This window comes from Acidovorax kalamii, from assembly GCF_002245625.1.
In the GTDB taxonomy this organism is placed as follows: domain Bacteria; phylum Pseudomonadota; class Gammaproteobacteria; order Burkholderiales; family Burkholderiaceae_C; genus Acidovorax; species Acidovorax kalamii.
This window is the reverse complement of sequence record NZ_NOIG01000010.1, coordinates 44,123-57,851: the sequence shown is the minus strand read 5'-3', so window position 1 is coordinate 57,851 and position 13,729 is coordinate 44,123. Positions and strand designations below refer to the sequence as shown.

The 13,729-nt window shown below is 67.0% G+C and carries 12 protein-coding genes; 6 read left to right on the top strand and 6 right to left on the bottom strand.

What is annotated here, in order from left to right:
• The first annotated feature begins 6 nt into the window (after window positions 1-6).
• The 4 genes from CBY09_RS15530 (at window position 7) to CBY09_RS15515 (ending at window position 4,118) form a co-directional block, all read left to right on the top strand.
• Entirely contained in the window at window positions 7-786 is a 780-nt protein-coding gene (locus tag CBY09_RS15530) for an oxepin-CoA hydrolase, alternative type (protein WP_094290503.1), read from the top strand.
• Between the two features lie 159 nt (window positions 787-945).
• Window positions 946-1,665: a Crp/Fnr family transcriptional regulator gene (locus tag CBY09_RS15525; RefSeq protein WP_063460954.1), complete on the top strand. Its 720-nt coding sequence runs from the start codon at window positions 946-948 to the stop codon at window positions 1,663-1,665.
• 31 nt (window positions 1,666-1,696) lie between these two features.
• Window positions 1,697-2,782, top strand: coding sequence for a phosphotransferase (locus tag CBY09_RS15520; protein WP_094290502.1), 1,086 nt, complete (start codon window positions 1,697-1,699; stop codon window positions 2,780-2,782).
• 61 nt (window positions 2,783-2,843) lie between these two features.
• Window positions 2,844-4,118: an acyl-CoA dehydrogenase family protein gene (locus CBY09_RS15515; RefSeq protein ID WP_094290501.1), complete on the top strand. Its 1,275-nt coding sequence runs from the start codon at window positions 2,844-2,846 to the stop codon at window positions 4,116-4,118.
• A 72-nt stretch (window positions 4,119-4,190) separates the two neighbouring features.
• On the opposite strand, the gene CBY09_RS15510 is transcribed toward CBY09_RS15515, so the two are convergent.
• The gene (locus CBY09_RS15510) at window positions 4,191-4,913 is read right to left on the bottom strand and encodes a hypothetical protein (protein ID WP_094290500.1); all 723 of its coding nucleotides are present in this window, start codon (window positions 4,911-4,913) and stop codon (window positions 4,191-4,193) included.
• Between the two features lie 242 nt (window positions 4,914-5,155).
• On the opposite strand from CBY09_RS15510, the gene CBY09_RS15505 reads away from it, so the two are divergent.
• The gene (locus CBY09_RS15505) at window positions 5,156-5,776 is read left to right on the top strand and encodes a hypothetical protein (protein WP_094290499.1); all 621 of its coding nucleotides are present in this window, start codon (window positions 5,156-5,158) and stop codon (window positions 5,774-5,776) included.
• A gap of 56 nt (window positions 5,777-5,832) precedes the next feature.
• On the opposite strand, the gene CBY09_RS15500 is transcribed toward CBY09_RS15505, so the two are convergent.
• The 3 genes from CBY09_RS15500 to CBY09_RS15490 form a co-directional block, all read right to left on the bottom strand.
• Window positions 5,833-6,843: an asparaginase gene (locus CBY09_RS15500; protein WP_094290498.1), complete on the bottom strand. Its 1,011-nt coding sequence runs from the start codon at window positions 6,841-6,843 to the stop codon at window positions 5,833-5,835.
• A gap of 23 nt (window positions 6,844-6,866) precedes the next feature.
• Window positions 6,867-9,413 carry a penicillin acylase family protein gene (locus CBY09_RS15495; protein ID WP_094290497.1) on the bottom strand — a complete coding sequence of 849 codons (2,547 nt, stop codon included), beginning with the start codon at window positions 9,411-9,413 and terminating at the stop codon, window positions 6,867-6,869.
• 111 nt (window positions 9,414-9,524) lie between these two features.
• A complete protein-coding gene (locus tag CBY09_RS15490) occupies window positions 9,525-10,454 on the bottom strand; it encodes an adenylate/guanylate cyclase domain-containing protein (RefSeq protein WP_205734150.1) in 930 nt (309 codons plus the stop codon).
• A gap of 378 nt (window positions 10,455-10,832) precedes the next feature.
• Here CBY09_RS15490 and CBY09_RS15485 point away from each other — a divergent pair, with 378 nt between their 5' ends.
• Window positions 10,833-11,195 (top strand): hypothetical protein, encoded by a 363-nt coding sequence (locus CBY09_RS15485; protein ID WP_094290721.1) that lies wholly within the window; start codon window positions 10,833-10,835, stop codon window positions 11,193-11,195.
• Between the two features lie 59 nt (window positions 11,196-11,254).
• Here the strand turns inward: CBY09_RS15485 and CBY09_RS15480 are convergent, their stop codons facing one another.
• Both CBY09_RS15480 and tadA read right to left on the bottom strand, forming a co-directional pair.
• Window positions 11,255-12,238 (bottom strand): LD-carboxypeptidase, encoded by a 984-nt coding sequence (locus tag CBY09_RS15480; RefSeq protein WP_094290496.1) that lies wholly within the window; start codon window positions 12,236-12,238, stop codon window positions 11,255-11,257.
• 55 nt (window positions 12,239-12,293) lie between these two features.
• Complete coding sequence (gene tadA / locus CBY09_RS15475; RefSeq protein ID WP_094290495.1) at window positions 12,294-13,724, bottom strand: tRNA adenosine(34) deaminase TadA; 1,431 nt, start codon at window positions 13,722-13,724, stop codon at window positions 12,294-12,296.
• Window positions 13,725-13,729 lie beyond the last annotated feature (5 nt).

Below are 13,729 nucleotides of genomic sequence, written 5' to 3'. Positions count from 1 at the left end.
CCACCCATGCCCGCAGAACTCCGAAGCACCAGCCAGGGCCAGACCCTGATCCTGACCCTGAGCAACCCCGAGCGGCGCAACGCCATCGACCCGTCGATGTACGCGGCAGGCGTGGAGGCGCTGAGCGTGGCCGAGAGCAGCGCCGACATCGGCAGCGTGGTCATCACCGGGTCCGACGGCATGTTCTGCTCGGGCGGCAACCTGCAGCGGCTGCTGGCCAACCGCCAGCAGCCGCACGAGGTGCAGGCCCAAAGTATCGAAGGGCTGCACAACTGGATCGAGACCATCCGCACCTACCCCAAGCCGGTGATTGCGGCGGTGGAAGGCGCGGCGGCCGGCGCGGGTTTTTCGCTGGCGCTGGCCTGCGACTTCATCGTGGCGGCACGCAATGCCGTGTTCGTGATGGCCTACAGCAACGTGGCGCTGTCGCCCGATGGGGGGGCGAGCTGGAGCCTGTCGCAGGCACTGCCCCGCCAGATTGCCACCGAGATACTCATGTGCGGTGACCGCATTGGTGCAGAGCGCCTGCATGCCCTGGGCCTGGTCAACCGCGTGGCCGAGGCGGGCTCTGCACTGGATGCTGCGCTCGCCCTGGCCGAACAGCTCAACGCCAAGGCCCCCAACGCCCTGGCCAGCATCAAGGAGCTGCTGAACGAAGCGCCCCACGCCAGCCTGACTCAGCACCTGGGCCATGAACGCGACCACTTCGTGAAGAACCTGCACCACGCCAACGGTGGCGCAGGCATTTCCGCCTTTCTCGAAAAACGCGTGCCGCGCTACGAGTAAGCCGCTACCCATTCACCCTCCCAAGCCCCTGGCAGTCGAACCGGCCGCCAGGGGCTTTTTGCTGAGCGGCTGCGCAGACGCGCAGGTGACAACCCTGACGCTTTGCGCAGGTCCCTCACGCGACAATGGGCCCGTTACCAGTCACGCAAAAGACAGACCATGGACGACCCGATTCTTACTATCGAAGAACGTGAAGCGATCAACTCCGGTCGCTGGTTTTCTTCCCTCTCACCTTCGCTACGCCACGACATCCTCCGATGTGCATACGTCAAACGTTTCAAGGACGGCGCCCTGATCTGCGCACGCGGCGATCCACCCGAGGAGTGGATTGCCTGCGCACGCGGTGCGGTGCGGGTGAGCTCCACCTCCATCTCGGGCAAGCAGATCACGCTGACTTACGTGGAGCCGGGCATCTGGTTCGGCGATGTGGCGATCTTCGACGGGGACCGGCGCACGCACGACGCGTATGCGCACGGCGACACCACGATCCTGTGCGTGGCCAAGTCCGACTTCAAGAAGATCCTGGCCTCGCACGTGGAGTTCTACGAAGCCATGCTGCGCCTGCACGCGCGGCGCATTCGCCAGCTCTACGGCCTGGTGGAAGACCTCAACACCCTGCCCCTGCGCGCGCGGCTGGCCAAGCAGCTGGTGCACCTGGTGCGCAGCTACGGCATTCCCAGCCTGTCGGACGGCAGCGAGATGCGCATCGGGCTGCAATTGGCGCAGGAAGAGCTGGCACAGCTGCTGGGCGCATCGCGCCAGCGCGTGAATCAGGAGCTGAAAGCCATGGAGCGCGAGGATGCCATCCGCATCGAGCCGGGCGGCCTGGTGGTGCGCGACCGCGAGGCACTCATGCGCATTGCGGAAACCGACAACTGAAGAGCAACAACAACAAACTCTCCGCCCTCTCATGAGCAACTTTGACCACTTCGTGGGCACCCGGCCCGTTTCCGAGCAGCACGCGTTCGACACCGCCGCGCTAAGCACCTGGCTCTCGCAGAACATGAAGGGCTTTGCGGGCCCCCTGACGGTGGAGATGTTCAAGGGCGGGCAGTCCAACCCCACCTACAAGCTCATCACGCCCACCACCAGCTATGTGATGCGCGCCAAGCCCGGGCCCGTGGCCAAGCTGCTGCCTTCGGCCCACGCCATCGAGCGCGAATTTGCGGTGATGAGCGGCCTGTACGGCACCGATGTGCCCGTGGCGCGCATGTTCGTGCTGTGCGAGGACGAGTCTGTGATCGGCCGCGCCTTCTACGTGATGGAGTGCATGCAGGGCCGCGTGCTGTGGGACCAGTCCCTGCCCGGCATGTCGCAGGCTGAGCGCGGCGCCATCTACAACGAGATGAATCGCGTGATTGCCGCGCTGCACACCGTGAAGTTTGCCGAACGGGGCCTGGCCAGCTACGGCAAGCCTGGCAACTACTTCGAGCGCCAGATCGGCCGCTGGAGCAAGCAGTACGTGGCTTCCATCACGCAGCCCATTCCCGAAATGGACAAGCTCATGGAATGGCTGCCCGCCCACATGCCCGCCAGCGCGCGGGATGAAAGCCAGGTGTCCATCGTGCATGGCGACTACCGGCTGGACAACCTCATGTTCCACCCCACCGAGCCGCGCGTGATCGCCGTGCTCGACTGGGAGCTGTCCACCCTGGGCCACCCGCTGGCCGACTTCAGCTACCACTGCATGAGCTGGCACATCCCCGCCGCCATGGGCCGGGGCATTGCGGGCCAGGACCTGGCCGCGCTCGGCATCCCCAGCGAAGACAGCTACATCCGCCTGTATTGCGAACGCACCGGCATCGCCACGCCCGAGGCGCTGCGCGCCGACTGGAACTTTTACCTCGCCTACAACATGTTCCGCATCGCGGCCATCCTGCAGGGCATTGCCAAGCGCGTCGAAGCGGGCACCGCGTCCAGCGCGCAGGCCAAGGCCTCGGGGGACACCGCACGGCCCATGGCCGAGCTGGCCTGGTCGTTTGCACAGCGCGGCTGAGAAGAACAACACAGGCAGAAGAACAGGCGCCGCCCCACGATTACCAACGGAGAAGAAACCCATGGACTTTGACTACTCGCCCAAAACCAAGGAACTGCAGGCCAAGCTGCTCCAGTTCATGGACGACCACATCTACCCGAACGAAGCCACCTACACCGCTGAACTGGCGGCCAACACGGCAGCGGGCAAACGCTGGAGCGCGCTCAAGACCATCGAAGACCTCAAGCCCAAAGCCCAGGCCGCCGGTTTGTGGAACCTGTTCCTGCCAGTGGACAGTGCCGCCGCCTCGGGCTACGAAGGCGCGGGCCTCACCAACCAGGAGTACGCGCCCCTTGCCGAAATCATGGGCCGCGTGCAATGGGCCAGCGAAGTGTTCAACTGCTCGGCCCCCGACACGGGCAACATGGAAACCATCGCCCGCTACGGCGACGAGGCCAACAAGGCCCGCTGGCTCAAGCCCCTGCTCGAAGGCAAGATCCGCTCGGCCTTCGCCATGACCGAGCCCGATGTGGCATCGAGCGACGCCACCAACATCGAGACGCGCATCGAGCGCCAGGGCGACGAGTACGTGATCAATGGCCGCAAGTGGTGGATCTCCGGCGCGGCCGACCCGCGCTGCGCCGTGTTCGTCACCATGGGCAAGACCGACCCCGAGGCGCCCAAGCACTCGCAGCAAAGCATGGTGCTGGTGCCCGCCGACACCAAGGGCATCACCATCATCCGCCCGCTGAACGTGATGGGCTATGACGACGCCCCCCACGGCCACGTGGAGATGACTTTCGAGAACGTGCGCGTGCCCGTCTCCAACATCCTGCTGGGCGAAGGCCGTGGCTTCGAGATCGCACAAGGGCGCCTGGGCCCCGGTCGCATCCACCACTGCATGCGCCTCATCGGCCTGGCCGAACGCGCGCTGGAGCTGATGTGCAAGCGCGCCTCCTCACGCACCGCCTTTGGCAAGACCGTGGCGCAGCAGACCGTGACGCAAGAGCGCATTGCCGAAGCCCGCTGCAAGATCGACATGGCCCGCCTGCTCACCCTCAAGGCCGCCTGGCTGATGGACGTGGCTGGCAACAAGGTCGCCAAGACCGAAATCGCCATGATCAAGGTCGTCGCCCCCAGCATGGCCTGCCAGGTCATCGACTGGGCCATGCAGGTGCACGGCGGCGGCGGCATGTGCGACGACTTCCCGCTGGCCTATGCCTACGCCGGTGCACGCACGCTGCGTTTTGCCGACGGTCCTGACGAAGTGCACCGCAACGCGATCGCCAAGTGGGAGCTGGGCAAGTACGGCACCTACGGCCGCGATGCGGGGGTGCCGATCACGCGCGGGGCTTGATCGCACGGGCAACACAATGAACAACGGGGCCACAGGCCCCGTTTGCTTTTTGGGTCGGCATGGCGAGGGGGTTTACCGCTCCAGATTCGGTAAATCATCCGGCCCCGCCACCGACATGGGCGGCAGGTTCTGCATCGCGGCCTGGGCGCCTATCAGCAGCATCTGGGTGGCGTGTTCAATTTCGGGCAGGCTGCGCTCGGTGTGTTCCATGCGCAGGTAGACCTTGCCGCGCACCAGCATCAGCACCAGGGGAGACTGCGCACGCGCGGCGCTGTGTTCGCCTTCCAGGAAGTTGAGCAGCTGCGACACCACGGGCGCGTGGATCCAGCGCTGGGCCACCTCGATGCGCTCGGCAATCACCGCGAAATGCTGGCGGAAGGACGCGGGCAGGCCGGGCCAGGTCATCTCTTCGTACATGGCCAGCCAGCGCATTTCTTCGGGCAGGTTGGTGTTCACCGTGGTCTGCAGCGTGTCGGTGATGGCGTTGTAGGCGCTGCCCTCCAGTGCCTCGTGCAAGGAGCGGTTGAGCACCATCACGGCGGCGTCCGGGTCGGCGCCCACGTCGGCGCGACCGCGCAGCTCCAGGCCCCGCACATAGTCGCGTGTGGGGGCACCACATTCCAGGCGCCAGGGGTGGCCGCCCACGTCGCCCCCCAGGTCGAAGTGCCCCTCGGTGGCCGACGGCACGATGGCCAGCTGTTGCGACGCGGCCCAGCGGGCCACTTCCTTGTTGGTGACGGGCCGGGCGGCGGAGCCGCTGGACGGGCTGAAGGCTTTGCGCAGGCGATCGAACATGGCCAGGGGGAAGCGGAGTGCTTCGCAAGAGTCACGGGTACGGGCATTATTGGGGGCATTCGCTGCCGGAGAAAGCCCCCCGAGGGAAAAGCCGCCCTGAGTCGCCTGCGGCGCCCTCCCCGAAGGGGGACGCACCCGGTGGCCCGACACAGCAAGCCCCACGGGTGCACTGGCCTTGCGCCGCGCCGGTTTCGTCGGCCGTGGATGGGGCACAGCGTTTGGCTCACTTGCATGTTTTCACCATGAACCGCCGTCTTGCCTTTTCCGCCCTGGGTTGCACGCTGGCCTCGGCGCCGCTGGTCGCCCTGGCGCTGCCCGCCGATGCCTCGGCCACGGCACGGCAGCTGGTGCGCTGGGCCACGGAGACGGGCGACCACCAGCGCTTGCCTTTTGCGGTGATTGACAAGCCCTGGGCCCGCATCCATGTGTTTTCGGCCCAAGGGCAGTGGCTGGGCAGTGCGCCGGTGCTGCTGGGCGCGGCACGGGGCGACCGGTCGGCGCCCGACCTGGGCACGCGGCCGCTGGCGCAGATCCGGCCGGAGGAGCGCACCACGCCCGCAGGCCGTTTTGTGACCGAACCGGGCCGCAACCTGCGCGGGGAAGACATTGTGTGGATCGACTACGACTCGGCCGTGTCGCTGCACCGGGTGCGCAGCGTCAGCGCCTCGGAACGCCGCCACCAGCGCCTGGCCAGCGGCAGCACACGCGACAAGCGCATCAGTTATGGCTGCGTGAATGCGCCCGAGGCGTTCTACAACAAGCACATCGCCCCGCTGTTCGGGCAGGGGCCCGGCGTGGTCTATGTGCTGCCAGACACGGAATCATTTGCTACATTTTTTATAGCTGCAAGCGCTTATCCTTAGCGCGGAGACGGCACTTTTTACTCAAATTCTTGCCCCCTCCCGGGCCCCGAGGGGCCTCAGCCCGTCTTCTGCAGCCTGAACACCGCGCGGCGCCCGCCCACCGTGAGCCCTCGGGCGTTGACGATGTGCGCAGAGCGCCGCCGCGCCAGGGCCTCGCGCTGGCCAGCATCCAGCCAGTCGAGCTGGTCCATCACTTCCACGGCGGCAGCCACCTGGGCGACCATGTTGCCGTCCATGATCTTGAGCGCAAAGGCCTCGCCCCGGCTGCGGCTACCCACCACCTGCACACCGTCAGCGCCCGTCTTGGACACCCAGTCGCCCTGCCCCACCTGCATGAACTCCAGGTCGTGCCGCCCTGTGCCTGAGCCCAGCTCGGGCCGCGCCACCATGGCGTCGGCCAGCGTGGTCAGGCTTTCGTGCAGGTCGGTGTCGGGCGCGCCACCCGCCAGCCGGGCATAGCCCCGCGCCAGGTGCGCCAGCGGCATGGCGTAGTTGGGCGCCGAGCAACCGTCGATGCCCATGGCCAGTTGATCGGGAGCGAGCCCCACCGCCTGCGCCACGTGGTCGCGGATGGCCACCTGCAGCGGATGGGCGGGGTCCAGGTGATCCTCCAGCGGCAGCCCCTGCTGCACACAATGGGCGACAAAACCCGCGTGTTTGCCGCTGCAGTTGTTGTGGCGTTCGTCGGGCACAAAACCCGGGGGCAATGTGCCCAGGCCCAGCTCGGCGAACAGGGGGCGGTGGCAGCCGCAGCGCAGCGCGTGGTAGTCCTGCCCCACGCTGGCCAGCATGCGGCTGGCCTGTTCCACATGCATGGGCTCGCCGTTGTGGCTGGCGCACAGCAGCGCCAGTTCGCCCGGCCCCCAGCCCAGCGCGCGGGCCCCGCCCGACTGCATGAAGGGCAGCGCCTGAAACGCCTTGATGGTGGAGCGGGTGAAGGTGACCGTATAGGGATCTCCCACCTGCGCCAGCACCTGGCCCTGGCGGTTGGCCACAGCCACGGCGCCCCAGTGCTGGCACTCGGGCAAGCCGCCCCGGCTGACTTCGATCAACGGAACAAAACCCATGGCGATGATTCCTGGCAGCGGCCTTAGCGTGCGGTGGTGGGAGGGGTTACGGGGGCCAGCGTCAGGCTGTGGGCCCAGCGCGCGGGCTGGCGCTGCAGGGCGCGGTAGCCGGTGTCGGCCCAGGTGGTGCTCATGTCGCGGTAGCGCGGCGAAAACACCAGGCCGCTCTGGCCCGTCTGGTAGATGAAGCGTGACTGCTCCAGGTCCGCCAGGTCATACACCGCGCGCAGAGAGGCGGCATGGCGGTTCACATACGGCCCCTTGGCCTCGCCGGCGTTGTACTGGCCCACGTTCACGGTGTACGAGTCTCCGTGCGATGGCACGCTCACGTCAAAGAAGCGCGCCAGCGCGGGCACATTGCCAAAAGGCCGGTGCACGCTGAGCGCGGGGTGGGCTGCGCCCCAGCGCCACTGGGCAGGGTCTGCGCCGTAGGTGGCCTGCAGGCGGTCGAGCGCGCGCCCCAGGGCGGCGGCGGATTGCTCGGCGCAGGTCGCGGGCTGGCACCACCAGTTGTCGTTGCGCTCCAGGATGCCTTCGATGGCCGCACGGTAATCGCGCTTGCCATAGGTGGCCTTGAAGCGGCCCTCGCCAATGCGCGGGATGATGAGGCCCCGCGCCAGCTCGTCCGTCCAGGCCACAAAAATCAGCGGCGCAGCGCGGCCCGCGTCCATCACGCCGTCAAAGCCCTGCAGCTCTTTCTGCGCCGCAGCGGCGAGCGGGTGCGCGGACTGCGCCTGCTGCAGGTGCGGCAGCAGGCGCCGCGTGGCGAGCGAGGCCACGTCGCGGTGGATGGCCTGCATGCTGGCCGCGTCGTGCTTGGGGGTGGCTTCGATGAGCTGAGCGATGCGTTCGTAGCGGTACGGCAAGGCCCAGTCCTGCGTGAGGAAGTGCGGGTAGCCGGGTGCCGTCACGCGCTGGTTGGCGGTGGCCACCCAGCCCTTGTTGCCATCGTCCTGCGGGGTCTGTTCGTAGGGCAGCCAGCCCTTCCAGTCGTAGCGTGCGTCCCAGCCGGGTGATGGCGCCACGCCCCGGATGTCGTTGGCCGCATCGCGCACTGGCACCCGGCCAGCGGCCTTGAAACGGATGTTGCCCTGGTCGTCGGCCGCCACCACGCTCTGCATGGGTGAGTGGTAGTGGGCCAGGCCTGCAAAGAGCTCGTCCACGCTCTTGGCCTGGTTGGTCTTGAAGCCTGCCAGCACCGTCTGGTTGTCGTCGTCCAGCGCGCTCCAGCGCAGCGCCAGCACGTACTTGCCCAGGTCCAGCACCTCGGCGTGCGACTTCTGCACGTCGCTCAGCACCGGTCCGTGGCGGGTGCTGCGCAGCTGCAGCACCACGTCGGCCTCGCCCTTGACGCGGATGGTCTCCTTGCGCATGGTGAACGGCGCCCAGCCCTCGGGCGTGCGGTACTGCGTGGCGTCGGCCGGGTTGATCTGCTCCAGGTACAGGTCCTGCACATCCGGGCCGGTGTTGGTAAAGCCCCAGGTCACCTTGTCGGTGCGGCCCAACACCACAAAGGGCAGACCTGGCAAGGTGGCGCCCACGGCGTCGATGGCAGCAATGGGCGTGCCGTCCGAGGCCTGCCCTGCGGGCGCCTGCAGCCCGGCGAAGTACCAGATGGCCGGGGCCGACAGGCCCAGGTGCGGGTCGTTGGCGAGCAGGGGTTTGCCGCTCACGGTGCGCGAGCCCGCCAGCACCCAGTTGTTGCTGCCCTTGCCTTCGTTGGTGCCCGCGTTGCGGGTCAGCTCGTCGGCCCAGGCCAGCATGCCGGTGCTGATCTGCCGGGCCAGCGGGCCTTCCGACTTGCGGCTGACCGCGTCCGCCGCACTGCCCTGCGCCGCCGCAGTGGAGCCCGCATCGGCCGCGCGGTACACGCCCAGCTGCCGGTACAGCGCTGCCAGGTCGGCCGTGGCGGCAGGCTTTTCGCCCGGATAAGGCGGCATCAGCTGCCAGAGGCGGTCGGTGTCGAGCGTGCGCGCCACCGACAGGCGCGCAAATTCGGTGCCCCAGTTGCCACCCAGGTCCAGCGCCATCATCAGCGCCCACCCCACGCTGTCTTCGGGCTCCCACACCGTGCCCTGCGCGCCGCCGGGCTGCACTCCCAGCACATGGAACTCGGGCGGCAGCGCCTGCGGGCGGTTTTTGTGGAAGGCGTGGATGCCCTGGCTGTAGGCCTGCAGCGCGTCCTTGGCGTACTGGGGCAGCCCTGCATACTGGCGCTTGGCCACGCCCGCAATGTCGAGCGCGCGCATGAGCTTGTCGGTCTCGACCGTGGCGGGGCCAAATACCTCGGACAACTCGCCGTGCATGACCCGGCGGTTGAATTCGAGCTGCCAGGTGCGCTCCTGCGCATGCACGTAGCCCATGGCAAACCAGGCGTCCTGCGGGGTCTGTGCGTGCACATGGGTCACGTCCGATGGGTCTCGCTGCACACGCACGGCTTCGCGCAGCCCCGGCACCTGCAGCGTGCCATCCACCACCGCAAAGCTGCGCTGCACATACACCGCCGCGCCCGTGCCCGCCAGCAACGCCGCCACCACCAGCCCGACGGCCGTCCGCTTCATCCACGCCATGTCTTGTCTCTCCTGCTGTTGTGTTGTGTCATCTGAGTGTTTAGCCGCACGTCCCTTGGCACGCCTGCAGGCCAGCAGCCTGCGGCATCGAACCTGCAGTGGGCAAAACGATCAGCCCAGGTGCACGCTGGTGCCCACCACCTGGAAGCTCATGACCGGCGCGCTGGGTTCTGTAAAAGGCACGCCCAGCGCTATCTGCCCATTGCCGTGCAGGATGCAGGCATCGCGGCGCAGCCGCACGGGCGAATCGCTGCCTTCAAACCGCACCCAGGTGCCAAAGCTGCTCATGTCGGTGAGCACAAAACCGCTGTTGCGCCAGTCGATGCGTGCATGCAGGCGCGACACCCGGGGATCATTGATGCACAGCTGCGCATGGTTGGCGCGCCCCACATGCACGGGGGCGTCCGACGAGGTGAACGACATGTTCACCCCATGCCACGAAAACTGGATTTCCCCCAGGATCGGGTCCACCGGGGCAAAGCTGCTGGCCAGCGCCGCCTGCATGGTGAGGGAGTCGGGTTCCTCGTTCTCGCGCCACTCCACCTGGTAGAGCATGAGGAGTTCGGCCTTGCCCCGGATCTCCATGTGGCCGAGCTTGCGGTACCAGGCATCGGGCGCCGAGCCAGCGAGCAGCACGGTGGTCTCGGTGGCCCAGATTTCGGCGGGCCCGGCCCGCTCGCACAGGCGGGAGGCCACGTTGACCGCGTCGCCATAACAATCGCCATCCACATCCACCACCTCGCCACTGGCCACGCCCACGCGGATGTCCATGCGCAGCGGCTGCGGCCAGCGGCCCAGCCGCTCCTGGTGCTGGCGCAGCATGGTGGCGGTGGCCGAGACGGCCCCGGCCGCGTCGCCAAACACGCACAACACGCCGTCGCCCAGCTTTTTGACCACCCGCCCCCCGTGGGTTTCGATGGTGTCGGCAATCCACTGGGTGACCTGCGTCACGGCTTCCGTGGCACGCTCGTTGCCCAGCGTTTCGTACAACGAGGTACTGCCCGAAATGTCCGCGAAGACCACCGTTGACAGCACGCTCATGAACGGTGGCCTATTAGTAACATCATGTGAATCAGTTTAGTGCAAGCTCAACGAAGACGCACCCACCCAAGCGTCAACAATCCTGAGCCGGGTGTGGCGCCTCCACCAGCGCGCTCCAGGCCACCCACCTCCGGGCACCTGGCCAGGGGCAAAAGGGAACGCATGCACCTTCAAGCCCCACCCACACACCATTCAGTACATGGCATGCCCAAGCGGTGTCAGGGCATTGCAAGCAACTGCGCGAAATACGTAAAAGTTCGCAACAAACGGGGTTGGCGTGTTGTCTTTATACAAAAACAGGAGCACCACCCTTGCGTCAATCCTCGCTCCCGCTTAATTTGACCGACCCTGTTACAAAAACCGTTGTGCGCCCTGCCCATGCGCTGGAACAAACCCAATCTCCGCAACAACCTGCACGACCTGCTTGGCCGTGACAAGCCGTCTTCGACGGCCTGGGTGCGCGACCAGGGGCTGGAGGAAGTGCGCAAGGCGATGCTGCAAGGCCTGATGGGCGTATCGGGCTGCGAAGTGGCGCGCATGAACATGCGGCTGCGGTATGCGGGCGACATCGAAGCGCTGTGGTATCTGCGCATCGATCTGTTTGACACCCTGGTGCCCTTGCGGGGCGAGGCCGTCGCCCAGAAGGTGCTGGACCACGTCACCCCCTTGTTCCAGGGTCAATTGCCGCTGTCCCTGCGCACCCCCCAGGCACCACAGGAACCCCGGTTCCGGAATTTCTAAGCCAGCCTAGCGGCCCCTTGGGCCACACTCTCCGGCCCGGTCCACTTGCCTCAGTGGCCTCAGTGCTGGTGCCCCCAGTAGATCAGCGCATCACGCGCCTCCACCGACAGCGACACCGTGGCCCCCACCGGCAGCAGCACCTTGGTCTCGACATGCCCGAACGGCAGGTTTGTGAGCACCGGCGCCTTGATCTGGCTGCGCAGCCAGTCCACCACCGACTGCAGCTTGTAGCCCTTGTCGTGCGGCGCCAGCTTGAAGTTGGTGAACTGCCCCAGCACCACGGCCTTTTGCTGGGCGAGCACACCAGCGTGCAGCAACTGGGTGAGCATGCGCTCGATGCGGTAGGGGTGCTCGTGCACGTCCTCGATGAACAGCACCCCGCCCTTGATCTGCGGCAGATACGGCGTGCCCACCAGCGCAGCCAGCACCGACAGGTTGCCGCCCCACAGCGTGCCGCTTTTCACATACACATTGGGCACGGCAGGCTTGCCCGTGGTGGCATTGGGCTTCTCGTTGTGCATGCGCCAGCCCGTGCCTTCACCGTGGCCGGTGAGCAGGTCGTCAAAGCAGGCTTCCATGATGTCGTCGGGCTCGCCCGCCACGCCAAAATCCGCACCCAGCGAGGGGCCAGCCCAGGTGGTGGCGCCGGTCTTGGCCAGCACTGCAAGCTGGAAGGCGGTGAAGTCGCTCACCCCCACAAAGTGCATGCCCTTGTCGATGGCCTTGGCTACGGCCTTGTAGCGGATACCCGGCAGGATGCGGGTGAGGCCATAGCCCCCGCGCGAGATCAGCGCCACGTCGGCCCCGCTGGCGGCAGCGCGGTGGATGGCGGCCAGCCGCGTCTCGTCGTCGCCTGCAAAACGCGTGTGGGTGACCAGCGCATCGGCGTCCACCTCGACCTCGTGGCCCAGGGCCTTGAGCCGCGCAATGCCGCGCTTGAAGGCCGCCTTGTCGCGCACGGCGCTGGAGGGCGAATAGATGTAGATGTGCTTGGGACCGTGGTCGTGGTGGCACTGGGAATGGTCGTGATCGTGGTCGTGCAAAGCGCTCAGACCCGCCGAGGGCCTGCTCCGTCAAAAAGAGAGGTCTGGCGCTGTGTCAGCCGTTAGAGCTGCCAGTGCCAGGAAACGAGAAGTATTCCACAGCCCGTGCGGCGATCACCTCGCCATGCTCCTGCACAAAGTGGCCCGCATCCGGCAGCACCACGGGCTCGGGGCAGCCCTGGATGGTTTGCTGCAGGGCCCGCATGGTGGGCAGGCCCAGCACCGGGTCTTGGGCACCCACCACCATCAGGCTCTGGCCTTGCCACTGGTGCTGCCAGAAATCGCGGGCCGCGCGCGACAAGGCCGCGCCCGGGTCTTCGGTGGCGGCGGGCACGCGTTCGGGGAACGCGCGCAGCGCGGCACGGTAGCCTTTGTCGGGGAACGGCGCATCGTAGGCTGCGCATTCGGCGGGGCTCAGGTGTGGGTTGCCACGCGCCAGCAGGCGCCCTACCCCATACAGCGGCTTGCCGCGACACATCGCACGCCAGTCTACAAAACCCTTTGGCAGGGGCGCGTCGCCCGTGGCCAGCAAGGTGTTCATCACCAGCACACCGTTGAACCGCTCGGGCATCGCCATGGGCAGCGTCAAGCCCAGAATGCCGCCCCAGTCCTGCACCACCAGCACCACGTTGCGCAAATCGAGCCTTTCAATCAACTCCAGCAGCACCTGACGGTGCCATTCGAACTGGTGGGCGCCCTCCTTCTTGGGCTTGTCGCTTTTGCCAAAGCCGATCAGGTCGGGCGTCACCACGCGGTCGCCTGCAGCCAGAAAGGCGGGCAGCATGCGGCGGTACAGGTAGCTCCAGGCCGGGTTGCCGTGCAGGCACAGCCAGGTGCGAGGCGCCATCGCCGGGTCTGGCGGGCCTTCGTCCAGATAGTGCAAACGCAGGCCCGCCAGGCTGGGCAGGTCGCTGATGTACTTCGGCGCCCACGGGTAACCGGGCAAATCGGCAAACGCTGCATCGGGCGTGCGCAGTGCATCGTCGCGCAGCGGGTGGCGGGCCAGCGCTTCGGCGCGCTGCTGGCGGCGGCGCTCTACAAAAAAGCCGCTCAGCAGGCTGCCACATTCGTCGGCCAGCACGCTGCCCAGTACCTCGGTCTGGTGGTTGATCTCGGCGTGAGCGAACAGGTTGAGCACTGAGCCAGCGGCGCCCGTCTTGGGTTCCTCCGCGCCATAGACCACGCGGGCCAGGCGCGCATGCAGCATGGCGCCGCTGCACATGGCGCAGGGCTCCAGCGTCACATACAGGCTGCAGCCGTCGAGCCGGTAGTTGCCCAGCTGCTGGGCTGCGGCGCGCAGCGCCACGATTTCGGCGTGGGCTGTGGGGTCGTGGGCCTGCACTGGGGCATTGCGGCCCGTGGCAATCACCTTGCCGTCCTTCACCACGATGGCGCCCACAGGCACCTCGCCCGCCTGCGCGGCCGCCTGCGCCTCGGCCAGGGCCAGGCGCATCCAGTGGGTGTCGTCGGGGTTTTTGCCTATCATTTCAA